Source organism: Sporolactobacillus sp. CQH2019, from assembly GCF_028765345.1.
In the GTDB taxonomy this organism is placed as follows: Bacteria; Bacillota; Bacilli; order Bacillales; family Sporolactobacillaceae; genus Sporolactobacillus.
In genome coordinates this window covers 250,745-276,089 of record NZ_JARAJZ010000006.1, presented here as the reverse complement: position 1 = coordinate 276,089, position 25,345 = coordinate 250,745, and the positions used below count along the sequence as shown (strand labels likewise).

21 protein-coding genes are annotated in these 25,345 nt (G+C 50.3%); 6 read left to right on the top strand and 15 right to left on the bottom strand.

The genetic code is table 11. The annotated features are described in order from the left end of the window. Positions 1-1,001: 1,001 nt before the first annotated feature. The 11 genes from nspC to OYT88_RS10815 all read right to left on the bottom strand — a co-directional run bounded on the left by nspC (position 1,002) and on the right by OYT88_RS10815 (position 13,246). Positions 1,002-2,138 carry a carboxynorspermidine decarboxylase gene (nspC, locus tag OYT88_RS10865; protein ID WP_274399981.1) on the bottom strand — a complete coding sequence of 379 codons (1,137 nt, stop codon included), beginning with the start codon at positions 2,136-2,138 and terminating at the stop codon, positions 1,002-1,004. Positions 2,139-2,149: 11 nt separating this feature from the next. Next, positions 2,150-3,349: a saccharopine dehydrogenase family protein gene (locus tag OYT88_RS10860; protein ID WP_274399980.1), complete on the bottom strand. Its 1,200-nt coding sequence runs from the start codon at positions 3,347-3,349 to the stop codon at positions 2,150-2,152. A gap of 99 nt (positions 3,350-3,448) precedes the next feature. Beyond that, entirely contained in the window at positions 3,449-4,306 is an 858-nt protein-coding gene (speE, locus tag OYT88_RS10855) for a polyamine aminopropyltransferase (protein ID WP_274399979.1), read from the bottom strand. 2 nt (positions 4,307-4,308) lie between these two features. Beyond that, positions 4,309-5,763, bottom strand: a complete 1,455-nt coding sequence (locus OYT88_RS10850; protein ID WP_274399977.1) for an aminotransferase class I/II-fold pyridoxal phosphate-dependent enzyme — start codon at positions 5,761-5,763, stop codon at positions 4,309-4,311. A gap of 16 nt (positions 5,764-5,779) precedes the next feature. Beyond that, on the bottom strand, positions 5,780-6,598 hold the full coding sequence (gene speD, locus OYT88_RS10845) for an adenosylmethionine decarboxylase (RefSeq protein ID WP_274399976.1): 819 nt from the start codon (positions 6,596-6,598) through the stop codon (positions 5,780-5,782). Between the two features lie 586 nt (positions 6,599-7,184). Then, positions 7,185-8,369, bottom strand: a complete 1,185-nt coding sequence (tuaH, locus tag OYT88_RS10840; protein WP_274399975.1) for a teichuronic acid biosynthesis protein TuaH — start codon at positions 8,367-8,369, stop codon at positions 7,185-7,187. Positions 8,370-8,433: 64 nt separating this feature from the next. Further along, complete coding sequence (gene tuaG / locus OYT88_RS10835) at positions 8,434-9,192, bottom strand: teichuronic acid biosynthesis protein TuaG (RefSeq protein WP_274399974.1); 759 nt, start codon at positions 9,190-9,192, stop codon at positions 8,434-8,436. A 12-nt stretch (positions 9,193-9,204) separates the two neighbouring features. After that, entirely contained in the window at positions 9,205-9,885 is a 681-nt protein-coding gene (locus OYT88_RS10830) for a hydrolase (RefSeq protein WP_274399973.1), read from the bottom strand. Further along, a complete protein-coding gene (gene tuaE, locus OYT88_RS10825) occupies positions 9,882-11,369 on the bottom strand; it encodes a teichuronic acid biosynthesis protein TuaE (RefSeq protein ID WP_274399972.1) in 1,488 nt (495 codons plus the stop codon). The genes OYT88_RS10830 and tuaE overlap by 4 nt, the downstream gene beginning before the upstream one ends. Positions 11,370-11,502: 133 nt before the next feature. Next, positions 11,503-12,438, bottom strand: coding sequence for an NAD-dependent epimerase/dehydratase family protein (locus OYT88_RS10820; protein ID WP_274399971.1), 936 nt, complete (start codon positions 12,436-12,438; stop codon positions 11,503-11,505). Positions 12,439-12,628: 190 nt separating this feature from the next. Next, complete coding sequence (locus OYT88_RS10815; protein ID WP_443217509.1) at positions 12,629-13,246, bottom strand: sugar transferase; 618 nt, start codon at positions 13,244-13,246, stop codon at positions 12,629-12,631. 320 nt (positions 13,247-13,566) lie between these two features. On the opposite strand from OYT88_RS10815, the gene OYT88_RS10810 reads away from it, so the two are divergent. Both OYT88_RS10810 and OYT88_RS10805 read left to right on the top strand, forming a co-directional pair. After that, positions 13,567-14,988 (top strand): lipopolysaccharide biosynthesis protein, encoded by a 1,422-nt coding sequence (locus tag OYT88_RS10810; protein ID WP_274399967.1) that lies wholly within the window; start codon positions 13,567-13,569, stop codon positions 14,986-14,988. A gap of 37 nt (positions 14,989-15,025) precedes the next feature. After that, the gene (locus OYT88_RS10805) at positions 15,026-16,162 is read left to right on the top strand and encodes a glycosyltransferase family 4 protein (RefSeq protein WP_274399965.1); all 1,137 of its coding nucleotides are present in this window, start codon (positions 15,026-15,028) and stop codon (positions 16,160-16,162) included. Positions 16,163-16,645: 483 nt separating this feature from the next. Here the strand turns inward: OYT88_RS10805 and OYT88_RS10800 are convergent, their stop codons facing one another. From OYT88_RS10800 to OYT88_RS10785, 4 genes are all read right to left on the bottom strand, one after another. Continuing rightward, positions 16,646-17,878, bottom strand: a complete 1,233-nt coding sequence (locus tag OYT88_RS10800; RefSeq protein WP_274399964.1) for a glycosyltransferase — start codon at positions 17,876-17,878, stop codon at positions 16,646-16,648. 87 nt (positions 17,879-17,965) lie between these two features. Further along, positions 17,966-18,247, bottom strand: a complete 282-nt coding sequence (locus OYT88_RS10795) for a hypothetical protein (protein ID WP_274399963.1) — start codon at positions 18,245-18,247, stop codon at positions 17,966-17,968. 92 nt (positions 18,248-18,339) lie between these two features. Then, positions 18,340-19,761, bottom strand: coding sequence for a sensor histidine kinase (locus tag OYT88_RS10790; protein ID WP_274399962.1), 1,422 nt, complete (start codon positions 19,759-19,761; stop codon positions 18,340-18,342). Continuing rightward, on the bottom strand, positions 19,758-20,459 hold the full coding sequence (locus tag OYT88_RS10785; protein WP_274399961.1) for a response regulator transcription factor: 702 nt from the start codon (positions 20,457-20,459) through the stop codon (positions 19,758-19,760). The genes OYT88_RS10790 and OYT88_RS10785 overlap by 4 nt, the downstream gene beginning before the upstream one ends. An 838-nt stretch (positions 20,460-21,297) precedes the next feature. Between OYT88_RS10785 and OYT88_RS10780 the strand changes: the two genes are divergently transcribed. From OYT88_RS10780 to dltB, 4 genes are read left to right on the top strand one after another with little or no spacing between them, the layout of a single operon-like run. Continuing rightward, on the top strand, positions 21,298-22,443 hold the full coding sequence (locus OYT88_RS10780) for a serine hydrolase domain-containing protein (protein WP_274399959.1): 1,146 nt from the start codon (positions 21,298-21,300) through the stop codon (positions 22,441-22,443). Between the two features lie 48 nt (positions 22,444-22,491). After that, a complete protein-coding gene (dltX, locus tag OYT88_RS10775) occupies positions 22,492-22,638 on the top strand; it encodes a teichoic acid D-Ala incorporation-associated protein DltX (protein WP_443029679.1) in 147 nt (48 codons plus the stop codon). Between the two features lie 13 nt (positions 22,639-22,651). Continuing rightward, a complete protein-coding gene (gene dltA, locus OYT88_RS10770) occupies positions 22,652-24,166 on the top strand; it encodes a D-alanine--poly(phosphoribitol) ligase subunit DltA (protein WP_274399957.1) in 1,515 nt (504 codons plus the stop codon). Next, entirely contained in the window at positions 24,163-25,329 is a 1,167-nt protein-coding gene (dltB, locus tag OYT88_RS10765; protein ID WP_274399955.1) for a D-alanyl-lipoteichoic acid biosynthesis protein DltB, read from the top strand. Before dltA ends, dltB begins: the two co-directional genes overlap by 4 nt. Positions 25,330-25,345: the final 16 nt, after the last annotated feature.

Here is a 25,345-nt window from a genome sequence, read left to right as displayed (position 1 = left end):
AATCGTCGGGAAGTCGCTCCGAAAAAGAGCAGTTGCTCCGAATCCGGCTACAGACGCACCGAAATGCCGAAAAGTTGCACCGAATCGGGCCTAACTTGCTCCGAATCGTCGGGAAGTCGCTCCGAAATAGAAAAGAGTCGCACCAAACAAGAGAGGTCGCTCCGAATCCGGCTACAGACGCACCGAAATGCGGAAAAAGCGCACCGAATCGGGTCAAACCTGCTCCGAATCGTCGGGAAGTCGCTCCGAAATAGAAAAGAATCGCACCAAACAAGAGAGGTTGCTCCGAATCCGGCTACAGACGCACCGAAATGCCGAAAAAGCGCACCGAATCGGGTCAAACCTGCTCCGAATCGTCGGAAGGTCGCTCCGAATCGGGCCTAACCTGCTCCGAATCGGATTCGAACCGCTCCAAAATCCGAAAAAATCGCTCCGAAACGTTAAACAGCCCGATCTCAGGAAGGTTTATCAGTCGGCGCGCAACCTTATCGGTCAACATACCCGGTTTATCGGTCGACGCAGTAATTTTATCGGTCAACGTATCTCGTTTATCGGTCGGCGCGGCAATTTTATCGGTCAACATACCTCGTTTATCGGTCGACGAGTCCCAATGGCGTCGGACTTGCCCCGAATACGGCTGAAATCCAAATAGAAACCGGGTTGACTCAGCCGGCGTGACAAAAAATGCATCAATCCATATTTTCACAGCTTTTTACTTCATTCCTATTGATGTTGCACCGTTCGATGCTCCTGCACCAGATCATTCGTTTTCTGTAAAGAACTTCGTAAACGAAGAAATGGCGGTACAGATATATCCGATCAAGCAGCAAACGGCAGCTTATTCCGACGGGCGGCGCGTTTTTTGCGATCAGCGGCCCACCCCTTTGTGCCGGTGCTATCCGGATGTTAGTTCAGAATTGAAAAAGCGTTCCGCCTGAACTCAGGTGGAACGCTTTTTGTTTAGTCAGCTATTCAAATGAAGGCGCGGACCCGCCGTTTCTTCATGACAGTCTCATTTTGAAATCTTCATAGCCGAACTGTCTGATGATCCGCAGCCCTTCTGTATCATTATAAGCAGCAATGGCGGGCAGGCCGACACCGTTGAATGTATCGTTTTTAACCATCGAATAGATGGCCATATCGCGGAAGACAAGCCGGTCGCCGACTTTCAGCGGTTCTTCGAACGAGTAGTCGCCGATCACATCGCCGGCGAGACAGGTCGGCCCGCCGAGTCTGTACGTAAAGGCCTTCTCTCCCGGCTTTCCGGCTCCGATGATTCCCGGACGGTATGGCATCTCCAGTACATCGGGCATGTGACAAGTTGCCGAAGCGTCAAGAATGGCGACCTTCATCCCGTTTTCCACGATATCCAGTACCGTCGAAACCAGATAGCCGCTGTTCAGCGCCACTGCTTCCCCCGGTTCCAGATAAACCTGGAGCCCATATTTTTCTTTCATCAGCAGAATGCAGCGGATCAGGGTCTCGATATCGTAGCCCGGCTTCGTGATATGATGGCCGCCGCCGAGATTAATCCACTTCATCTTTTTCAAATATTTGCCGAATTTCCGCTCTACAGTCCGGAGCGTACGCTCCAGCACATCTGAATTCTGCTCACACAGAGTGTGAAAATGCAGTCCGTCAATCCCTTCCAGTTCTTCCGGCCTGAAGCCGGACTCCGTTACACCCATGCGGGAGTATGGAGCGCACGGATCATAGAGGCCCTTTTCGACCTCGGAGTATTCCGGATTGATGCGGATGCCGCATGCCACTTTTTTGGGAGCCGTTTCAATTCTTTCTCTGAACCTGCGCCATTGGCTGAACGAATTAAAGACAATGTGATCGGACACTTTCAGAATTTCATCAAATTCACTTTCCTTATAGGCCGGTGAGTAGATATGGACCTCCTTGCCCATCTCCTCATAACCGAGACGCGCCTCAAACAGGGAGCTTGATGCCACGCCGCTCAGGTACCGGCCGATCAGCGGATAAAGCGAAAACATGGAAAAGGCTTTCTGGGCAAGCAGAACGCGGCAGCCGGTGCGCTCCTGAACCGATTTCAAGATTTCAAGATTTTTAATGAGCAGCCGTTCATCGACCACATAGCTTGGTGAAGGCGCCGCCTTAAAATTGATGTCCATCAGCCGCCCCCTCAATCAACCAGCTCGGGAGCAAAACTTTCATGCCACGGCAGACCGAATCGGTTCAAAGCATCCATAAACGGATCGGGATCGAATTCTTCAATGTTGAAGACGCCCGGCCGTTTCCATTTTCCGGTCATTACCATCGCCGCACCGATCATTGCCGGGACGCCGGTTGTATAAGAGACAGCCTGCGATCCGACTTCCCGGTAGCATTCCTGATGATCACAGATGTTGTACAGGTAATAAGTGACCGGTTTTCCGTTCTTTACGCCCTGGAAAATACAGCCGATATTCGTTTTGCCCTTCGTTCTTGGCCCGAGAGACGCTGGATCGGGCAGAACCGCCTTCAAAAACTGAAGCGGAACAATCTGCTGCCCTTCATAGTCGATCGGTTCAATCGATGTCATGCCGACATTCTGCAGAACCTGAAGATGGTTCAGGTAGCTCTGGGAAAAAGTCATCCAGAACCGGATTTTTTGAATGCCCTTTATATTAAGCGCCAGTGATTCCATTTCTTCATGGTGGAGCAAATAAATATCTTTCGGCCCGATCTGCGGAAAATTATAAACCCGTTTGATCGACATCGGTTCGGTCTCTATAAAGCGGCCGTTTTCAAAATAACTGCCTTTCGCCGTTACTTCGCGGATATTGATTTCCGGATTGAAGTTGGTCGCGAACGGATAGCCGTGATCGCCTGCGTTCGCATCCAGGATGTCAATCGCATGAATCTCATCGAAATAATGTTTCTGGGCATAAGCGGAGAAGACGCCGGTAACGCCCGGATCGAATCCGCTGCCAAGCAGTGCCGTAATCCCGGCTTCTTTAAAGCGGTCACGGTAAGCCCACTGCCATTTGTATTCGAATTTGGCCGTATCCTCCGGCTCATAATTTGCCGTATCCACGTAGTCAACCTTCGTCGCAAGACAGGCGTCCATAATCGTCAGATCCTGATAGGGAAGCGCCACGTTAATCACAATATCCGGCTGAAAACGTTCGATCAGCGCGATCAGCTCCGGTACATGACTGGCATCCACCTGAGCCGTCCGGATCTTCGTCCTTCCTCCGTCCAGTTTCTTTTTCAGCGCCTCGCATTTCGAAAGTGTGCGGCTGGCAATGCAGATTTCTTCAAAAACGCCGGAATTCTGGCAGCACTTGTGGATTACAACGCTGGCGACGCCGCCTGCCCCGATAATCAACGCCTTGCCCATGTTCACGTCCCCCCAATAATTTAAAATTCACCTTTGCTTTAAAGGATCGATGGTTCGTCCGGACTGTGCGGTTCATCGGCCGTTCAGCCGTTAACCGGATCAGCCCGGTTCCACCTCCTCCAGCAGTTTTTTCACATAGTTCGGCAGCGCAAAGGCGCCGACATGAATTTTTGTGTTGTAATACTTTGTTTTCAGGCCAAGATCTCTCCACTTCGCAGCATCGAAATCTGCGACCGGATGATACTTTTTTGAAGCAAAACCGAACAGCCAGTGCCCGGAGGGATAAGTCGGGATATGCGCCTGATAGACACGGCTGATCGGGAAGGATTCGACAATCCGTTTATGCGCGCGCTGCATGGCAACGGCGTCCACCGGATAGAAAGGACTTTCCTGCTGGTTGACCATCAGCCCTTCCGCGGTCAGCGCTTTATAGCAGTTCCCGTAAAATTCTTTAGTGAACAGCCCTTCTCCGGGCCCGAACGGATCGGTTGAATCGACAATGATTAAATCATATACATTTTCCCGTGTCCGGACAAATTTCAAACCATCCTCATAATAAATGGAGACACGGGGATCATCCAGCCGGCCGGCGGTCTGCGGCAGATACTTTCTGCACACGTCCACAACCTGCCGGTCAATTTCCACAAGATCGATCCGTTCGATCGAAGGATAGCGAACAAGCTCGCGGACCGCTCCCCCGTCGCCGCCGCCGATCACGAGCACTCTTTTTACCGCGGGATGGACAGCCATCGGGACATGGACAATCATCTCATGATAGATGAATTCGTCTTTTTCAGTCAGCATCATGTATCCGTCCAATGTCAGAAAACGGCCGAATTCTTTAGATTCAAAAACGTCGATACGCTGGAAATCGCTTTGCCCGCAGTACAGCTGCCTATTCACCTTGATTGAAAAAGTGACGTTTTCCGTATGTTTTTCCGTAAACCACAGTTCCAACCTCATCGCTCCTTTATCGTCCGGATCTGGCTGACCTGGCTGTCCTGAGTACCGGTCAGAAAAGACCCCTTCGCCTTCGCGTATTGGATATATTCCACAATCTCCGGGGTGACTTTCTCTCCGGGGGCCAGAATCGGAATTCCGGGCGGATAGCACATCACAAACTCACTGCAGACCCTGCCCACGCTTTCTTCAAGCGGCAGCGGCTCGCTTTCGGCATAGAACGCTTCCGCCGGAGCCAGGATGATCTGCGGCTTGATATATTCCTGGCTGAGCATGCCCGTTTTGTCTTTTGTGTATCGCCTTTTGATTTCCGAAAGGGCGGAAACGAGACGTTCCAGATCCAGCTTTCGGTCGCCAATCGACAGGTAAGCGAGTATATTGCCGATATCGCCGAATTCAATTTGAATATCGTACTCATCGCGGAGCAGATCATAGACTTCAATCCCGGCAAGCCCGATGTCGAGCGTGTGAACCGAAAGTTTGGTCACATCGAAATCAAAGATCGTGTCTCCGTTGATCAGTTCCCGCGAAAAAGCATAATAACCGCCGATACCGTTGACTTCCTCTCTGGCATACGCCGCCATGTCGGTTACCCTTTGAAAGATTTCGCTGCCTCTCAGTGCCAGATTCCTGCGTGAAATATCAAGCGATGAAATCAGCAGATAGGAGCCGCTCGTCGTCTGTGTCAGATTAATGATCTGTCTGACATAGCCTTCGCTGACATCATTGTTAATCAGAAGGAGAGAACTCTGTGTCAGCGAACCGCCCGACTTATGCATGCTGACGGCCGCCATATCCGCCCCGACCGACATCGCCGAAGGAGGAAGGTCCTTTCCGAAATAGAAGTGTGTGCCGTGAGCCTCGTCAACGAGCACCCGCATCCCGTGCCAGTGTGCAAGCTCGGTAATCGCCTTAAGATTGGAACAGATCCCGTAATACGTCGGATTGTTAATCAGGATGGCCTTCGCATCCGGATTTTCAAGGATCGCCTGTTTGACGTCCGCAAACGACATGCCCAGTGAAATGCCCAGATCCGTATTGACACCCGGATTCACGTAGACGGGGATCGCTCCGCTCAGAATCAGCGCGTTGATCGCGCTGCGATGCACATTTCGCGGCATGATGATTTTGTCCCCTCTTTTACAGACACTCATCACCATGCTCTGAACGGCGGAAGTCGTCCCGTTCACCATAAAAAAAGCGTGGCGTGCGCCAAAAGCTTCTGCAGCAAGCTCCTCCGCTTCTTTAATAACTGAGACCGGATGGCACAGATTATCCAGCGGCTTCATCGAATTCACATCCACCGTCAGGCACCGTTCGCCTAAAAAGTCAGTCAGCTCCCGGTTTCCTTTGCCCCGTTTGTGCCCGGGAACATCAAAGGGGACGACCCGCATCGATTTATAACGGTTCAGCGCCTCAAGGACGGGCGCTCTTTCCTGTGAAAGCTGCTTCATTTATTTACCTTCCCCACTAATCAAAGATGTTGGCACCGCTGTATATTTCAATCATTTCCCTGCGGAGACTGTTACTGATTTTAAGCCGTTCTCTCGGCGGAATCTCCAGCACGTCTCTGTTAAATAAATAATTTTGCAGATCGAGTTCTTTTATAAGCATTTTCGTATGAAATAAGTTGGCCTGATAAACGTTAATATCGAGCGCGTCGTATTTCTGAAGCGTCGCATCGTCGATATAGTCCTGAATCGATGTCATATGATGATCCATGAACAACTTTTTCCCATTCACATCGCGCGTGAACCCGCGCACACGGTAGTCGGCTGTGATGATATCGGAATCGAAGCTGCCGATCAGATAATTCAGCGTATTCAGCGGAGTGATTTCACCGCAGGTCGCCACGTCGATATCGACCCGGAATGTAGCAATGGCATTACCCGGATGAAATTCCGGATAAGTGTGCACCGTAACATGGCTTTTATCCAGATGGCCGACCACGGTATCGCGTCCCCTGAAACTGCCGATCCGCCCCAGATTGCAGGACGCATCGATCCGGTCCGCCGGAAATTCCTGCTCGGCAATCAGTACGGCGACGCTCGCGCCCTGAGGATCATAATCCTGCTTGCTGATATTCAATACATGGGCCCCGATCATTTCGGTTACATGGCACAGTATGTGGGTCAGCCTTTCTGAATTGTACTGCTCGTCAATGTAAGAAATGTAATCGCGCTGCTCACGTTCACTTTTCGCGTAGCATACGTCATAGATGTTGAAGCTGAGCGACTTGGTGAGGTTATTGAAGCCGTACAATTTCAGTTTGTTTTCCAACCCTATCATCACAGCCTTTCCTGTTTATCAGGTCCGACAAGGGAAACGGTTTACAAAATTCAGGGGAAAAGCAGTAAATTTATGAATAATTTCCAATTAGAAATGAAATATTCAATGGATCCTTCGATTTCTGTTGATTTTCACAAGTTTCCTATAAAAATTCAATTTATATTATATACAGAACCAACCGTAAGTCAAGTTAATAATTCGTAATCGGAAAGCCAGTCCGGCCGGCCTTTCGATTCGTCCGTTCGGCGGACCGTCTCTGCCGTGGAACTGCTTATACAATAATAAGAAGCTTTCCCAAAGGAGCGGCCGCCGATCGGATTCAGGCTTCAAAAAGTTTTTCCGTTCATGTTTAAAGCCATTCCCGTATTTTTATATCAGGGCCATGAGAAATCCGGATATGAAGGTATTTCCGGGCCATTAATACCCATGAGAAAATTAGGAATCCTTTGCTGAGGCGGACTTTTGGCCAGTCTGTTATAGTCTTCCTGAAATCCGGATAAAAAATTAAGGAGGCCGCCTCACAGCCGAAAAATCGACTGATGCAACAGCCTCCATATTTTATATCGGGCCGATAAAAAGATTTCCATTATCCGGATTTTTCCGCCCCCATGACAAGATCGGTCATATGGCGGAATATTCCGTTCCAGTTTCTGGATTTAGCAAGCGCCCGGCGCCTGCCGACCGCATTCTTTTGGTCTTTTAAAGCGGCCATTTGTTCGCAGGAACGAATAAATAATTCAGGATCGCTGCTCTCCAGATGCGCGTAGATCCCTTTCTCAGCATACTCCTTTGTGGACGGAAGATGAACGCCGATTGCCGGTTTGCCGGCGGCCAGGAACTCAAACAGTTTCAGCGGAAACACCGCCTCATTATAAGGCGACGGTTTGTACGGCATGATGCCGACATCCACAAGATTCATGTACATGGAAACATCCGCAGGTGAGACACTCCCCGTCCACAATACGTTTTTTTGGATCAGCAGCTGCTGAAATTCACGATTTGCCCTCCCGGTTCCGTCGGGTCCGACAAACAGAAAAAGCCAGTCGCTTTTTTTCTCGGCCGCCTGCCGGATCAGGTTGAAATCCAGCTTCGGTTTAATCCCTCCGATATATCCGAACACCGTGCCTCTGAAATTTTCCGGAAGCACGTTCGCGGCCCGCGCACTTCCGGAAAAAAGATCGAACTCGACACCGTTTTCGAATGTAAATACACACGCCATTTTCTCGGCAGCGACCTTTCTCACGATCCGGCGGTACAGATAATCGGATGTACAGAAAATAATTTCAGCCCGGTCGATAATCCGCTGTTCGGCTTTCGCGATCACCCGCCGCCTGAAACGGGCGGCGGCTGAGGATCGGCCGCCGATCGGCGACGTCCACAGATCACTGCAATCATAAATGACCCGTGTCCACGGGAAAAGATCGCCGAGCAGCGGAAATCCGGGAAAAGTGAACCACAGAAAAAAACGGCATTGTCCGGCCTGAGCACGGATATAAGAGAGAAGCGGCCGAAGCCTGCGCCTGTAAAATTCATCCATATAGCGGCCGAAGCGGCATGCTCTCTGGGGAAGAAAATCCGGAACCGTCCATTGGCTGATTCCGTTGACAAGCCTTTTAGGCGATGGATCAACCCGACGGGGCGACGGGCACAGCCAGATCACTTCCTCTGTGTCCGGTTTATTCTGCAGAAATTCCGCAAGACGATGCCGCCTGTAGCGCAGCTTATCCTGCTCCCAGACTCCGGTCGCAACGATAATATGTATATTTTTCACTGATTCTTTTCACCTTCGTATCGGCCAGATAACGGATTCCCCGGCCGCCCGGAAACATCCGGCATCAAAACCGTTTGATCACGGCATTGGCTGCATAGTTGCAGAAATACCAGCAGGAGCGCCATAACGGCAGTTTCTCCATTCGGCGGTAAACATACCATGTTTTTCGGGCGGCCTTCCATTTATCGCGCGAAAGGGACTCCGGTCCGCCGATGCGGTATTCTGCCAGCGGTTCGTCCAGGCCGTACGCGACTCGGCCTTTTTTCAATAACGCCAGCCAGGTAGCCAGATCCTGGCGTGTGCGCAGATTCGGCATATGAAAAACACCGACTGCCTCTCTGTCGATGATCACGGTCAGGCAGCCGACAATGGTATTCTTCAGCATGTCGGCGTAGGTTACGCGACGGGGCGCCCGGACGCATTTATGCAGCGGCTCGCCCTCATGGCTGATATACTCATAACCGGTAAACGTAAAGGTATAGCTGTATTTTCTCATAAACTTCAGCTGTTTTTCCAGTTTATCCTTCTTCCAGCGGTCATCGCTGTCCAGGAAAGCGATATACCGGCCTCGCGCCAGATCGAGAGCATGATTGCGTGCGGCAGCGGCTCCGCTGTTCCTTTCAAGAAACAGGACGCGGATACGGGCATCTGATGCCGCAGCACGCGCCAGCCTGGCACGCGTCCCGTCCGTCGAGCAGTCATCGACAATAATCATTTCCCAATCCTTCACGGTTTGTTTCATCACTGAATCAATGGTCGCATCAATGGTTTGTGCCGCATTATAAGCAGGTGTGATGATCGAAACAAGCGGATGATTCTGCACGGCAGCGTCCTCCTATTCCCGTCTTTCACGGACAAGCTCAGGAAAAACAATCCATAAGAAAACAATCGTCAGGCCCAGCATCACTCCGAGTACAGCTCTCTGCTTTGATGAGAAGGCCCTCCCGCCCGGACCGGCGGCAGCATCTGCGGGTTCCAGCAATTGAGCGGGTTTGATGTTCAGTTTTGCCGTCTGCAGATCGTACAGAAAACGCTGACGGTCGACCGCCGTATTTTCATTGATTTTAACAGTTTTCAGCGCACTGATCGATTGATTAATCAATGTTTCCCTTTTCTGGTACTGCTGGCGATCGGCCGACAAAAAGCTGTCTGCGATCCGGTTGACCGTGTCGACCGCATCATTCTTTGACTTTCCGGTAAATGAAATCTGGATCAGTTCATTTTTCACTGCCGACACCTTGAGCTGGCTGAGTATTTCACTCTGGCGGGTTTTCCATAAATCGGGCAGCTGTTTCTGAAAAAAAGCGGAATTTCCCAGCAGAGTCATGACGTGATTCGGATCATTAAAATCCGGATTCGAATAGCTTCCTAAAGCAATAGTGGCCGTCGCCGTATAGGGTGAAACGGTTTTGCCGATCGGAACAAGCCACCCGGCCGCACCGAAAATCAACGGAACGGCAATGATGATCCATATAAATTTCTTGGCTCTTTCTGCCAGCCGGTGAACGATATTCATAAATAGGCTCCTTCATGGTCATTGATTTTTCCTGTATTTATGCCGCCCGCATTAAGCGCCTCATTTTTCAGTACGGAAACGGCGGAAATGAGCAGGCCGAGAAATACCCAGTGAAAGTAAAGGTTGCTGACCGAACTCGGGCTGACGCTCGAGACGGCAAAGGCGGCCATCGCCGTCAGGCAGCCTTCAATCAGCATCCTGTGCGCCCGGCCGCTGCAAAGCCGGCTGGCTCTGTATAAACCGGCAAACAGACAGGCATACATGGTGACATACCCAAGAGCGATCATCAGGCCGAAGTTGCCGAGAATCTCCGCCAGCCAGTTATGCACCTGGTAAATATGGCCGGTATCGGAAATCGGCTGATATTCAAGATAATAGGGCAGATTGCCCGCACCCACGCCCAGACCGAACGTATCTGCCAGATAATGGAATGTATCTTTCAGCAGATTGCCTCTGATCACGTTCGACGACAGGGTTGCATTGACCGAATAGCTCGCTGTATCCAGAAACAGCCCGCTGAATTTAGCGATCAGGCTTTTAGAAAAAACGATCAGGCCGAACAGGATCGCTGCCGAACAGGCGAGGATGCTGGCTCTCTTTGCTTTCGGCGGAAGGAAGAGAAATAAATAAAGAATGCCTCCGACGGCAATCCCGATGACACTCGCTCTTGAATCCGTGACGACAATCATGAAAAACGAAAGCCCCGCGAGCAGCAGCGCCGCCGTCCGCCGGGCTGTATTCAGAATATTTCTGGCCGCGGACAGGTAAAAGAAGAAAGAAATGCTTAAAAATGTGGCAAAGTCGTTCTGATTCGTAAAAACAGCGGTCGGATAAGCAATTTTGTAGGGCGGTGCCCCGTAAAGCGCCGACGTCGGCAGCTGAATATGTCCGAAATAGTTAATCAGGCCGAGGACAAGAAGGCCTGCCGTCATAATCATCCAGATGCTGTAGAAAGTAAGCAGCCGGCTCATTCGTGTAAACGTAAAAACCGACAGGAAGACAAACGCCACACCGACGCCCATCAGAAAGAGATACTTGATGCCGTCGAGCACGGATTCTGACCAAATTAACGAGACCCCGCCATAAGCCATCCAGAACAGCAGAAAAAGCAGAATGCCCTTTACCTGAAGCCGCCGCCAGTCGGCAGACAGACCGTCGTGCCTGGCTATATAGAAAAAAAAGACAATCAGCGCCGCAATCAGCAGGAGCCGGTACGTAAATAATGAAAAAAAGCCGAAACGGATACTCAAAAATGACTGATTAAAGAACGTGGTAATCAGCAGTAAATACATGACGCTTCTGAGCAGCTGTCCGTTATCCAGAAATGACTTAAGATAGAGGCTTAAAATAATAAAGGCCCAGATCCATATAAAGAAAAAGAAGAGCTGCATGGGGCCCGATCCGAGCGAACCGATGGCAATCATTCCCGCTAGCAGGATCGCCAGTATCCCCGTTGCCTGTTTCACTGCCCTGTTGCTGTCCATTCAGTTTTGCTCCCTGTTTCATTTCATTTTCGCAATGAATGCATCATAACCGCAGATCCCGTCCCGCCGGACGTCCCCGTGAGAAAGCAGGCCGGCAAAGCCGCTGCCCTGCATCCACTGTCTTCGACACTCATTAATTTGATGAAGCCGGTGTACGGTTTGAAAAGCGAAGCGTTTCCTGCAGGCCTTTGAAGAGGTCGGTCACAGGTTCCCAATTCAGAAGTTTCTTCGCTTCTTTGTTCGAAAGCGTACTTTCACGAATATCTCCGGGACGCGCTTCTTTGTAGATCGCGTTCACTTTTGAAGCGGAAATGCTTCTTAACATGCGGAACAATTGATTGATGGTCACCGATGAGCCGGAAGAGATATTGACACATAGATTTTTTTCGGTCTGAAGGCTTTTTACAACAGCCGATGCAAGGTCCCTGACAAAAATAAAATCCCTTGTCTGTTTTCCGTCGCCAAAAATAAAGGGGGGAATGTCCCGGTTCAGGCAATCTGAGAAAATCGACACGACGCCGCCTTCTCCCCCGGCGTCCTGTCTCGGCCCGTAGACATTGCTGAATCGCAGGATAGCGTAAGGCAGGCCGAATAATTTGTAGAATGTCTGCAGGTAGCGCTCAACCGTCAGTTTGGTCAGGCCGTAGGGGGACTCGGGACAGGTCGGGTGTCCGACGGTCACCGGCAGTGAGATGGGACTTCCATAGACCGCTGCGGAAGAGGCAAAAACGATTTTTTTGACTGACGACCGGACAGCCGCACGCAGTACATGAAGCGAGCCCTTTATATTGACCTGTTCATCAAACAGAGGATCGCGCACGGACTGCGCGACACTGATTTGCGCCGCAAGATGGACAATCGAGTCCGGATGAAGAGAGACAATCAGATCCATCACATCGGGATCCGTCACATCGAAGACATGGACGTCGACAGGCAGTCCGGCAATATTTTCACGATGGCCCGTTGCAAAGTTGTCGATCACCGCGACCTGATAATCCTGGCGGAGCAATGTCTCAACAACATGCGATCCGATAAAACCGGCTCCCCCTGTTACAACCACTTTTTTCATGAGAATCCCTCCTGAGTCATTTGCTGTTTTTTATTCAGTCGCGGAAGGAGCCTACCCCTGCACGCAGTACATGAAAAAATATGATAACGGTGCCAATGATCTGCACGCTGTCTGACGGAAATCCTCTCTCTGCAGCCTCTCATACATACATGTCCATTTTCTATCCGCTCCATACTCCGGCGCGTATTTTCTAACGGGCTCCTTCGCCCGTAATCAGGACCTTGATCGTTTTTAATAGAATTTTGAATTCAAGAGCGGGTGAGATATTGTGAATGTATTTCAAATCATATTTAAGCTTTTCTCGCGGCGAGATGTTGTAGCCGCCATTAACCTGCGCGAGTCCGGTTAATCCCGGTTTAACCGCAAGACGCCGTGAAAATCCCTGGATTTCGCGATTGAATTTTTGCACGAACACGGGTCTTTCCGGCCTCGGGCCGATGATCGACATGTCCCCTTTCAATACCATCAGCAGCTGCGGCAGCTCGTCAATCCTCGTTTTCCGGATGGCCGCTCCCACCTTCGTCACGCGGGGATCGTGCTCCGCCGCCCACTGCGCCCCCTGTTTTTCCGCATCTTTACGCATCGAACGAAGTTTAATAAGGTAGAAATTTTTTCCGTTCTTACCGACTCTTTGCTGGATGTAAAATGGAGATCCGGGTGTCTCAAGTACAATTAAGAGCGAAAAAATGCCGATTATGGGCGCTGCAATAATTAATCCGATCGCCGCCGCCGCCAGATCAAACCCTCTTTTTACAAAAAGATAGGATTTCAGCTGTCTTGGCAGCGGCACCCAGGGCTGACTGTCGATTGAATAGTCGCCGTAAAGATTGAGTTCTTTTTCAGCATTCACAACAAAACCACCTCGTCGTACTTTCTTTTTTCGGATGCCAACCCATATTTGAATTATAGTTATATTATGTGTTGCGAATATCAAGTTTATATGAAGATCATGTAAAAATTGTTGAGAATAGTAAGAATACCTTGATATGAAAATTTTAAAGCGGTATGTTTATGCTAACGCCGGATATTTCTTTTCGGCCTCTTCGGACGGTTCGGGTTATATGAATCGGCCGATTCCGGCATACTGAAAATGAATTTTTATGGAAGGAAGCAATAGAACCAACTCTATTGTTCAATAGGATGAGAGCTTTTATACGGAAATTTATCGGATTTTCGGTTGGGCCGTTTGTCGGCGCTTTTCTTTCATTTATTACGATCCCTCTGACCACACATTTTATCAGTCCGGATGAATACGGCAAAGCGAGCATGTTCACGCTCTTCCAGATGATCTTTGCGACTTTCCTGTTTTTTGGAGTGGATCAGGCTTACACAAGGGAATATCATGATACGGAGAATAAGCAGAATCTGTTTCAGAACGCCCTCTTGCTGCCGCTTTTGTTAGCGTTCTGCACACTTTTTGCGGCTCTTGCTCTGCCTGCAACGGTTTCCCGGCTGTTATTCGGCAGTCCGGGCGACAAGCTCCCGGCCGTTTTGTTCGGCGTCATGATCGTTTTTATGGTGTTCGAACGGTTTATTCTCCTCTCTATCCGGATGCAGGAAAAAGCACTGGAGTATTCCCTGCTCAATATCTTTGTCAAATTCGCCGTTCTTGTGCTGACTTTGTTTTTTATTTTTTTCATCCGACGCGATTTTCTCGCGGTTGTTTATTCGGCTGTTTTCGGTCAGATTCTCGGCGATCTCTATTTGCTTTTCAGATACAGAAGCCTTTTCAACCTGAAACATTTTTCACTGGACACGGGCCTGTTGAAAGCGATGATTGCGTTCGGTCTGCCGATCGTTGTCGCCACCTCGCTCTCCAGCCTGCTCGATTCGATGGATCGGCTGTCTCTGCGAACATGGAGCGACTTTTACCAGATCGGCATCTTTACGGCCACTCTGAAAATTGCCGCTGCCCTGTCCATTGTCCAGACCAGTTTCACGAGTTTCTGGGTGCCGACGGCCTATCGCTGGTATGCTGAAGGAAAAAACATCCGTTATTTTAAAACCGTCAGCGATTCGATTTTACTCGGCATGTCCGTGCTTGCCGCCGGCATCTTAATTTTCAAGGATCTGATCGTTCTGCTGTTATCCCCCGGATATGCGGACTCCCGATATATCATCGGTTTCCTGTGCCTGCAGCCGATTATCTACACGGTCAGCGAGACTACGTGCCTCGGCATCGTCTTTTCAAAGAAAAGCTATTTAAGTATATGGGTCGGCCTCATCGCCCTCATTCCCAATGTTATCATCAACGTCCTGCTCGTTCCGAAATTCGGAGCGGTCGGCGCCGCGATGGCCACCTCTATTTCTTACATCTTCTTTTTTGCCGCACGGACGCATTTTTCCGCGACAAACGGAATGAGGTTCCCCGTCGTCAAGCATCACATCGTTTTTCTCGTTCTTCTGGCCGGAGCGTTTCTGAATCTGCTTCCTGCAAGCGATACGTTTTTCATTAATATCGGCCTGCTTGCAGCCGTTCTGGCCGTCCAATATCCTACAATAAAAAAGATATGGGTTCTTTCGCACCGCAGACGTGCTTCTGAGGCCTGAAGAGCCCATGCAATTTCCGGTCCGGGAGGGGCGTGCTGTGCTGAAAGTCGACTTTGGCATGCAGGAAGTCAATCATTTTCATATAGGAATCGGCGTCTACGAAAACAGAATCATTATGGAATTAATGAATTACAAAGATTTGGACTGTTCGGGAAATGTTTTTTACGCCAGAGGGCTGCAAAGAAAAAATTTCAAAAGATTTCATTTTGCTGTAAAGATCCTCCATCTGCCTGCAAGGATTGCCTATAACACTCACTTAAAAATATTTCCCGTCTATATGCATCAGATCTGCCGGAGAAAAAGCGATATTTATTTATACCTCAACCATAAGCTGCCTAGAACTAAATTTGACGGAAAAGTCGTGACAACGATTCACGATCTGATCCCGCTGAAAACGGAGGTTGAAAGTGCAGCTGTCAGAAAAACGTTTCTGAGCTACGTTCAGGATGCCGTCAGCCGCTCGGATACGATTCTGACCGTATCGGACTATTCCAGAAATGATATTGCGGCCTACTTTCATATTCCTCACAATAGGATTCATGTCATACCCGACGGCGTCGATTTTGCGGAATTCAACAACCCGGTCGACCGGGTTCAGCTGGAATCGGTCAGGGAAAAATATCGGCTGCCGGAGAAATTTATTTTATATTTCGGTTCAGCAAGGAAGCATAAAAACGTCGGCTCCATTCTCAAAGCATATGCCCGAATCCCGCAGGCACTCAGAACAAACGTTCATCTGGTCATCACAAACGGCAATGAACCGCTGAAAAAAATGGCGGAGGAGTTAGGCATCCGGCCATTTGTCAGATTTGTCGGCCGGGTGGAGAACGCGGACAAGGCGGCATTTTATCAATTAGCCGATCTTAAAATATTTGTATCGCTTTATGAGGGATTCGGCATCCCTGTCCTGGAAGCAATGGCTGCCGGCACCCCTGTCGTCGCCTCCAACGTCTCCGCATTGCCGGAGGTATGCGGAGATGCCGCTCTGCTGGTCGATCCGGCGGATATCGATCAAATAGCCGAAGCAATGGCCAAGGTACTGACCGATGCCGGATTGCGCCGGGACCTGATCAACAAGGGTATAAAGAATGCTCAAAAATATACATGGGCCCGTTCGGCAGGAAAATTGCATGATCTCTTAGTCGGCGAATGCCCGGGCAGGGCGGACAAATAAGATACTTCGGGAGAAAACAAGCCGGCCGGCGCGCGTTCAATCCCGGTCCGATGGAATCAATCGATGAAAAATGAGGGCAGATCTTCCTTTATTCGGCAGCCCTTGAACCGGTTCAGCAGTCATCCCGGCATTCGGCGGCTTTTTTCAGCAGTTTGTGAAAAGAAGCAGCTGAAAAAATTCACCTCCATGTGTTCACCGGCGCAGACGCCCGACAATCGACCGCTCGATACGGAAAGTGATCAGTGACCGGTTAAAAAATCAATAGTAAATGCCCGAGAATCATCAGTAACAGCCGGAAGAATCAACAGTAATGGTTAATAAACAGACTGGAATTAAAATAATGCGAATAATCAGAACTATCTTCGGACTTTTAGCCGGCCCCGCCTCCCGATTTCATCGGGACGGAATGATCAGCGATGCGTTTCTGAAAATTCAGGACGCATTTTACCGGCCCGCCTGAGTTGGCGCAGCATCGGAAAATGATTACGGTACGTCTTCCCCTTCAAGGATGCGGATCAGGCGCCCGTTCTGCCGTTCAATATTATAGTGGCCGACAATCGTCCGCCGTGCATTCTCCGTTAGCGAATCCCACGTCTCCGGTGTTTTGATAATTTGTTCAATGGTTTGTGCCAGCTGCCCGGAATTTTTTTCCGCGACAAGATAGCCGTTGACGCCGTTCTGAATCAGTTCGGGAATGCCGCTGTGAAACGTCGATACCACGATTTTTTTCATCGCCATCGCTTCCATCAGCTGTACCGGTATACCTTCCATATCCCCGTCCCGGGCAGTTATGCTGGGGGCCAGAACGATATGGGCGTCTTTCATCATTTCGATCCATTCCTCCTGGGTCTTCCATCCGACCAGACGGACGCGATCCGTCAAATGACGGGCGGCTATCTGCTTGAGCAGTGCATCTCGCAAGGGACCGTCTCCGGCAATGGCATACCGGACGCTATAGCCCTTTTCGATCACCCGTCCGACGGCGTCGATGCCGTATGTCAGCCCCTTTTTTTCAACGAAGCGGGCGGCCGAAACGATGTTGATTTCTTCGCCGCGCTCCGGAGAACGGCCCATAAACTCTTCAACATTGATTCCCATATGATGGACAATGATTTTCCCCGGCCGTGCGCCAAGTTTGAGGCATCTGTCCGCCCAGGCCCTGCTGATCGGCAGCAGGGTGCAGTCCGAATCGAACAGATCCCTGTAGACGCCGCTGCCCTTCTGCTTCAGGTAGCGAAGCATATCATAGCCGTGAAAAACGGTAAACAGCCTGCCATGAAGCAGTCCGAGCGCACGGCATTTCTGTGCCAGGAGCCCGTTCGGTCCAAAATGTGCCAGAATAACGTCGCGGTCTGACAAATCGACGCGGTTCAACGTCCGAATCAGCAAAATCAGGTTGGGGTAACGGATCAGGTCATGAAAGGGCACGCTGCCTCCAATATAATTTTTACGAAAAAAGCGGGCGGCCGTGTGCGCACAGAGGCCGCCGAAAAAGCGGAGTCCCTTTCCGGGCCTGCCCGCTCCGCCCGGACCGTAATAGATGACACGATCAAGCAAGCGGTATTGGAGGACCGCATCGTGTACCTTGCCGCCGCCCCCCTGTTTTTTAGCAAGAATTCTGACATCGTGTCCGGCGTCGATCAGGCCAGTCATCTGATTGAGAATAAACGTTTGGGAAATGCTGGGAAATTCACTGACAAAAAATAAAATATTCATCGATCAACTTTTCCTCGATCCATCCGGACCGGATTCTTGAAAAACCCGGCCGTGTTCTGCCGGCAGCTTCCGGCATGATCCTTTTCGTTAGTACTCCGGCTGTTCTTCGCCGTTTTCGTCTCCCGTCAGGCGACGAATGTAGTATATCAGATTTCTCGTGCCGCCGAAACGATTTCTTTCGCGAAAAAAAGCGCGCATATCGTTTTCGGGCAATTCATCGTAGTCGACCAGCTCAAGATTATGGCGGAGCGAATAGGATCGAATCGCGTTCATCAGGGTTGTGGCTTCAATAATGTTTTTGGGAAGCGTGATATCGACGGGCAGCGTTTGTTCTCCGTCATATTCGACAAACAGGGCATACCGGTGCATGCGGAACTCCTCCTCTTCACTAATAGCGGATGATCGGTCCATTTATGAGACAGTTTGGCCCGATGAACGGCGGATTATGTCACCCGGCCGCTTTACGGGCCGGACCGCAATGATCTTTTTTCCCCTCCCGCTCCGCCATCCGGCCATTTTTCAAACCGGACAACAAATTCGCTTCCGGGAAGATTCATGTCCTGAACCCATATCCTGCCGTTTTCAATCTCAACAAGCTGCCTGACAATGGCCAGTCCCAGCCCCGTTCCGCCCTGTTCACTTGATCTGGACTTGTCCAGCCGATAAAAGCGGTTGAAGATTTTCTCCTTTTCTTCATCGGGAATCCGGCTGCCTGAATTCTGCACACGAATGTAGGAATAATTACGGTCGCTGTTAACGATTATTTTAATCCATCCGCCGGCCGGAGTATATTTACGCGCATTGCCGAGCAGGGAAACGATGATCTGGTGAACATAATCCTCGTTGGCCGGCGCGCAGACGTTATCGGCAATATCGGCCGTCAGCGTCTGTTCGACTTCTGACGCATAATCGGCAATCACATTGCCCGCGATGATCGACAGGTCGACCGGAAACAGCGCCTTTGCCTTTCTGTCCAGCCGTGCAATCATGAGCAGCTGATCGATTAATCGCTGCATCCGTTTCGATTCGTGATCGACGAAATGAATCGACTGCCGGATCACTTCCGGATGGTCCGTTCCATGGCGCTGGATCAATTCGACGTGCCCGCGGATCGCGGCGAGCGGGGTCCGCAATTCATGCGAGGCATCGGAGACAAACCGTTTCTCCCGTTCGATCTGCCGCTCGAGCTGAGCCATCAAATGATTGAACGAAACCGCCAGATCACGGACTTCTCGCGGATGAGCAGGCAGCGGGACACGCTGCTCCAGATCTTTTGTCCGGGTGAGGCGATTGATAAACAGCGTCACATCCGTCAGCGGCCGGCTCAGTTTCCGCGAGATTTGGTAGATAGCGAGCGAGCCGAACAGGATGCCTAAAGCCGTGCAAAAGATCAGCACCTTGACCATGGTTTTTATAAAATGGCGGATACTGAGCATCCGGACATATATATCGAATGTATAGCCGCCGTACGAGACCGTCTGATGATAAATCGGAATCAGTCTGTTATTAATAAAGAACGATGTAATCAGCGAAAGTTTCACTAAATACTGATTACTGCCGGCGATTCCTTCGCTGCCTTTAGAATAAATGGTTTTTCCGTCCGGAGTCTGGATACGCACATAAAAATCGGGATGCTGCGCATAGAGCGCATCGCCGACCGCCTCGTTCCAGTCCGGATTTTTCTGCCGCGCAGTCGCAATCAGCTGATGCTCGACATAGCTGACATCCTGGCGTGTCCCCTGGTACAGCTGATAACTGACCACCGCCAGAGCGGAGACGCCGATAAACAGGACCGTCACCAGAAGAATCAGGATGAACCAGAAATTCATTCGGAACAGCATCGTATCTTTTTGCTTCTTAAATGCCTTTATCCAGGCCTTCATTTTTCCACCCTCAGCGTATAGCCGACGCCGCGGATGGTCTGAATCAGCCTGACTTGCCGGTCCTGATCGATTTTACGGCGCAGATAGCGGATATAGACATCGACGATATTGGTTTGTCCCATATAGTCAAAACCCCAGACCTTGGAGAGCAGTTCCTCGCGTGTCATCGCTTTACCCTCGTTTTTCATCAGAACGGCGAGCAAATCGAACTCATGCTGAGTTAGATTGAACGTCTCACCGCCGCGTTTCACCGTCCTCTTTTCAATATCCAGAACCAGATCCTCGATCTTATAGATATGATGCTCCGGAGCGGCCGTATAACTGTTGCGGCGGCGAATAGCGACACGCACTCTGGCAAGCAGCTCCTCAATCTCAAACGGTTTAGTAATGTAATCGTCCGCACCGCCGTCAAGCCCCGCAACCTTGTCGCCGACATAATCGCGTGCCGTCATAATGATGATCGGGACAAGACTTTTTTTGCGGATACGGCGGCATACTTCGAGTCCGTTCAGCTTCGGCAGCATCCAGTCAAGCAGCACCAGATCCCATTTTTCTTCCTTGCTGAAAAACATCTCCAGTGCCTGTTCTCCGTCGAAAGCTTCCTCAACCTGATAGTTCTCAAAGCTTAATTCGGTCGAAACAAACGATACAACACTCTTTTCATCATCAACAAGCAGGATGTGTCTATTTTCCGTCATTGGACACTCCTCTTTTCGCCGTTAGTGTTTGCCGAACGGCCGTTTTCCATGCCGGCCGTTCGTCTCTATTATATAGATTAATCCATGCGGCGACATCAGACATGCATGAGAAATTGATGAGAAAAATTTAATCATCGGCCTGTCTTTGGATGATGCCGGCAGCCGGTTTAAGAAAGATTTACATTAAAAACCCCGCTCAAAGATCGGAGACCGGATCATTCAATTGATTTTTCCCTAGAAAGATCAATTGCAGCGGCCGCTGCTTCTCCTCGGGGAACCCGCATAAAAAACATTTTTTTTCGAATCGGGAAAATGCGCCTTGCGAAACGGAGGGAACAGGAACAATTTTTATGTAAGAACGAGAAGGTGCAGGGGCTGCTTCCGGCCCCCATTGTGAGATCGCCCGGACCGAAATAATGTTTTACAGATTTATTTCAACTTTGTAACACACAAATGCCGCGGACGGCGGGAATCGGTTTTGTGCCATCGAATAATAGGGGGAGTCTATCAACGGCAAGGGGGGCAGCGCCCATCTGCAGAAGAATGATAAGGAGAGCTGTTTCGGTATTAATCGGAATGATGACAATCCCCCAATTAGTTTAACTTAGGATTATTAAAATTTCCTTAAAATATCGGCGCCATTTATATGCGATATTCTAAACGGAATCGTGGAGAGCGGCTTTCGCAGCGTCTCTGCTTACGAGCTAAAATTTCCGGGAAAAATTTTACTTTCTCGTATTCGGGAGATACGGGCAGGAAAATACATTCAGAAAAACGACCTGATTGCCGCTCCCTCAGCTTTTCCAAAATCAAAAACATTTGAAAGGACATCGGAACGATGAAAAAGCAGACGGTGCGCCCGGCCGCAATTCTTTTTTTATTGCTTTGCATGGTCGCAGCCGGCACGATCCTGCTGCCGCACGGACAGAAACAGGCAGCCGTTTCTTCTCACAAATCCGCAAAAGTGCCACCATCGAAACAGGCGAACACTCCGGATGGCGGACATGCAGCTTTAGCCCTGAAGCGGGCCGAAATCGATCATTATTTAAGCCATGCGGGCTTCAGCGGCAGCGCGGTCGTCGTCAGCCATGGATATGTGGTGCTGAATAAAGGCTACGGCTACAGTAATTTTCTGCTCCGCAGACCGAACCGGCCTGAGACGGAATACTTCATCGGCTCCATAACAAAATCGGTGACGGGAGTCGCTTTCATGCAGATGGAGGAACGCGGGCTGATTTCTTTCGGCACGCCCGTTTCACGATTTTATCCGGCGTTCCCGCACGGACGGTCGATCACGATGCTGGATCTTCTGTGCCATGTGTCGGGTCTGCGCAGCGAACCTGAAACTTTTAAACGCGTGACCAGAGATGAATTGGTCCAGAGAATAGCCGACTATAACATCCGTCTTCTCTCCCCGCCGGGGACCCACTGGGCCTATATGGACGCGAATTATGCGCTCGTTGCCGCCATTCTCGACAGGATCAGTCAAAACACATACGGCGAGACGCTGCACCAGTTCATTCAGCAAAATATTTTCAACCGGGCAGGCCTAAAACAGGCGGGATTCGGAAACGGCATCTATCAGCCCGCGCTGGCATCGATCGGCTACGGACGCTTTAATGAACCGGTGCCGGTTCCCTCTTTCTCTCAGCTGTTAGGCTGCGGCGACGTGTACATGTCCGCCTGGGACCTCTATCAGTTCGATCGCGCGCTCGCTGCCGGGATGCTGGTCTCGGATTCGAGTTATCACAGTATTTTTACCAAGCACTTCAGCGGAGTGCCTTACAGCCTCGGCTGGTACACCAGCCGGAGAGACTGGGGGAACGATATTTATTCGAGCCACGGCGTTCTCGGAGGGTGGAACGGAGGCAATGCCTTTTCCTTTGACCGGCAGAATTATGTTGTGCTGCTTGCCAACTCATCGCAGTCATTGGGCATCATCGGTCCCGCCAACCAAACTATTTTTAAAATACTCAAGGGATGACAAAAGCCGGCGGGCAACTGCCGGCAGATAGAAAAAGGAGGGATTCCGGTGAATCATCTGAAACAGTGGATCCGTTATCCGGCCGTTCAATGGATTGTCCTGACCTGTTACTACACAGCCATTCTGCTCGGACTGATTCTGATATACGGTTTTACAGCAGCACATACCGGAACTTTTATTTATAACGAATTCTGAGGAGTGACGCGTTATGAGCATTTTATCATGGATTGAAAGATGGGCCGACGCTTCGCCGGATCGGATTTGTTACATATGGAGGGAAAACCGGATGACTTACGGAGAGCTGAAGAAAAGTTCCGACGCCGTCTCCCATTGGATCGGCAGAACCTGCGGGCACGATCAGGCGCCCGTTCTCGTTCACGGCCACATGCATCCGAACATGCCGATCCTCTTTCTGGCCTGTCTTAAATCCGGCCATCCCTATATTCCGATCGATCGGTCCATACCGGCCGAGCGAATTCTAATGATTGCTGAAGATTCCGGAGCCCGTCTCATTTTCAGTGAACAGCCCGCTCTGCTTCCGGCTCTCCCGCAAACGATCATCGGTCCGGATCGGCTGACCGGAATCCTTGCCGCCGATCCGGCTGACCCATCAAAGAGAGCTTATGAAACAAGAGAAGGCGACATCATTTATATGATCTACACATCAGGGAGCACCGGCCGGCCGAAAGGGGTTCAGATCCCTGCCGAGTCGCTTTCCAGTTTTATCACATGGGTAAACAGCGATTTTGCTCTCGGCGACCGCCAGATTTTTCTCAATCAGGCTCCTTATTCATTCGATCTTTCCGTCATGTCTCTTTATCCGTGCCTGACAACGGGAGGAACCCTGTGGACGGTGGACAAAGATATGATCGCCAGGCCGGCCGAATTGCTGGATTCATTGGCGGCGTCCGGCGTGAATGTCTGGACATCGACCCCGTCCTTTGCGGAAATGTGCCTGATGATGCCTTCTTTTTCCGAAAAAATACTGCCGGACCTCCATACCTTTCTCTTCTGCGGCGAGACGCTGCCCGTACATGTCGCCAGGGACCTGCATGCGCGTTTCCCTGCAGCAAGAATCATCAACACTTACGGGCCGACGGAATCGACGGTTGCTGTAACCCGTGTGCAAATCGACGAGCAGCTGATTGCGTCGGGACAGCCTTTCCCTGTCGGACGCTGCAAACCGGATTGCCGGATCTTAATTTTGGATGCGGACGGACGGCCGCTGCCCGAGGGAGAAAAAGGTGAAATCGTGATCTGCGGGCCGAGCGTCGGCGGAGGCTACCTGAACGAGCCGGAAAAAACAAAGGCGGCTTTCAGTGAGATGGACGGGCAGCGTGCTTACCGCACCAAGGATCTCGGCCTGATGAAAGACGGAATGCTCTATTACCACGGGCGTATGGACAGCCAGATCAAGCTGCACGGATTCAGAATGGAACTGGGGGAAATTGAACACGTGCTCTCGGCATGCCGTTACGTAAAACAGGCTGCGGTCATTCCCGTACGGAAAGGGGATCGTTACGACCATCTGATCGCCATTGTTGTTCCCGAAGATCATCCCTTTGAAAAAAGCTATCAGCTCTCCTCCGCCATCCGGAAAGAACTGAGCCAGTATCTGCCAGGCTATATGCTGCCGCGGAAAATCATCTATCAATCTTCCTTTCCGATGACGGCAAACGGAAAAATTAACCGGAAAGTCCTGCTGAAAGAGGTCGTTCAATGATTTCTTTTATTCCTTACGCCTCATTCCGCTTTTTTATCGTCACGGGCATCCTGCTTCTGCCGATCATTCTGGCAGGAATTGCCGGAAAACGGATGGCCCTTTATAACGATCTGATCGCCATCGCCATGATCTTTCTGATCTTTTACGGCCAGCCGGCACAGTTTGTCTCGATCATCGTTTTTATCATCTGGCAGGCTGCGGTTATAAAGGGTTATGGCGCATTACAAAAAAGAGACGATCGTTCCGGCTATTTTTACGCAGCGGTTGTCCTGGCGATCGTCCCGCTGTTTTTCGTTAAACTGTCGGCAGACGTTCCGTCACTCGGCTTTTTCGGATTTCTCGGCATCTCTTACGTTTCATTCCGGTCGATCGAAGTCATTATGGATTTGCGCGACGGCCTGGTCCATGAGATCCCCCTGAACCATTTTCTCAGGTTTATACTCTTCTTTCCGACGATTTCGTCGGGTCCGATCGACCGTTATCGCCGGTTTGAATCGGATCTGAAACACGTTCCGTCGGGAGAGGAATACAAAGAGCTCCTTTACCTGGGAATCAATAAAATTTTTCAGGGGTTTCTCTACAAATACATTATTGCCCAGCTGGTTCATCAGTACTGGATGAGCTCGCCGGCACTGGCATCGAATACTTTTTTCAGCATCTGGATGTATATGTACGCGTACAGCATGTACCTGTTCTTTGATTTTGCCGGGTACAGCCAGTTTGCGATCGGATTCAGCTATATAATGGGTGTCCGGACGCCGGAGAATTTCAATAAACCGTTTCTCAGCCGCAATATCAAAGATTTCTGGAATCGCTGGCATATGTCACTGTCCTTCTGGTTCCGCGATTTCATCTACATGCGTTTCGTGTACATGATGATCAAAAAAAAGTGGATCAAGGACCGTTACCTCGTTTCCGACCTCGGCCTCCTGCTCAACTTCCTGATCATGGGTTTCTGGCACGGCTTCCTGCTGCAGTATATCATCTACGGCCTCTACCATGCCGCTGCCTTTATCTCATTTAACCGGTTTGAGCGTTTCAATAAGAAACATCGCATCTGGCCGAAAGACAACAAATGGATTCACGCATTATCGGTGCTGATCACATTTCATGTCATTTGTTTCAGCTTCCTGATTTTTTCCGGAAGACTCAATTTTCTTTGAAAATCTAATTACAACA

Excerpts from the sequence above, each read along its gene's own strand:
- nspC (WP_274399981.1), bottom strand. The coding sequence starts at position 2,138 with ATGGACATCAATTTTAAGGCGGCGCCTTCACCAAGCTATGTGGTCGAT.
- OYT88_RS10860 (WP_274399980.1), bottom strand. The coding sequence starts at position 3,349 with ATGGGCAAGGCGTTGATTATCGGGGCAGGCGGCGTCGCCAGCGTTGTA.
- OYT88_RS10850 (WP_274399977.1), bottom strand. The coding sequence starts at position 5,763 with ATGAAGCAGCTTTCACAGGAAAGAGCGCCCGTCCTTGAGGCGCTGAAC.
- speD (WP_274399976.1), bottom strand. The coding sequence starts at position 6,598 with ATGATAGGGTTGGAAAACAAACTGAAATTGTACGGCTTCAATAACCTC.
- OYT88_RS10830 (WP_274399973.1), bottom strand. The coding sequence starts at position 9,885 with ATGAATATCGTTCACCGGCTGGCAGAAAGAGCCAAGAAATTTATATGG.
- tuaE (WP_274399972.1), bottom strand. The coding sequence starts at position 11,369 with ATGGACAGCAACAGGGCAGTGAAACAGGCAACGGGGATACTGGCGATC.
- OYT88_RS10820 (WP_274399971.1), bottom strand. The coding sequence starts at position 12,438 with ATGAAAAAAGTGGTTGTAACAGGGGGAGCCGGTTTTATCGGATCGCAT.
- OYT88_RS10800 (WP_274399964.1), bottom strand. The coding sequence starts at position 17,878 with ATGAATATTTTATTTTTTGTCAGTGAATTTCCCAGCATTTCCCAAACG.
- OYT88_RS10795 (WP_274399963.1), bottom strand. The coding sequence starts at position 18,247 with ATGCACCGGTATGCCCTGTTTGTCGAATATGACGGAGAACAAACGCTG.
- OYT88_RS10790 (WP_274399962.1), bottom strand. The coding sequence starts at position 19,761 with ATGAAGGCCTGGATAAAGGCATTTAAGAAGCAAAAAGATACGATGCTG.
- OYT88_RS10785 (WP_274399961.1), bottom strand. The coding sequence starts at position 20,459 with ATGACGGAAAATAGACACATCCTGCTTGTTGATGATGAAAAGAGTGTT.
- OYT88_RS10780 (WP_274399959.1), top strand. The coding sequence starts at position 21,298 with ATGAAAAAGCAGACGGTGCGCCCGGCCGCAATTCTTTTTTTATTGCTT.
- dltA (WP_274399957.1), top strand. The coding sequence starts at position 22,652 with ATGAGCATTTTATCATGGATTGAAAGATGGGCCGACGCTTCGCCGGAT.
- dltB (WP_274399955.1), top strand. The coding sequence starts at position 24,163 with ATGATTTCTTTTATTCCTTACGCCTCATTCCGCTTTTTTATCGTCACG.